1 protein-coding gene is annotated in these 246 nt (G+C 63.4%); it reads right to left on the minus strand.

The features are described from left to right. Positions 1-246: amino acid permease (locus tag J5M58_RS27480; protein WP_207880655.1), on the minus strand; the 246-nt coding region annotated here is incomplete at both ends.

Below are 246 nucleotides of genomic sequence, written 5' to 3' on the forward strand. Positions count from 1 at the left end.
TGCTGTTGGAAAACAGCGTGATCACCAGGAAGATCTGCACCATGGCGTTGGTCAGCCACAGGGCGTTGGCCGGTACCTGGTTGGCGTTCTCGCGGCGCAGGAACTCCGGCATGGTGTGGTCCTTGGCCAGAAAGCGCGGCATGGTCTTGTCCCGCGCCGTGGCGAAGAGGATCTCGGCGCACAGCAACGCCCAGGACAGCAGCGCGCCAAGCAGCGAAACCGCCAGGCCGATACTGATCAGCAAGG

This window comes from Pseudomonas sp. 32_A (assembly GCF_017490905.1).
Taxonomy (GTDB): domain Bacteria; phylum Pseudomonadota; class Gammaproteobacteria; order Pseudomonadales; family Pseudomonadaceae; genus Aquipseudomonas; species Aquipseudomonas inefficax.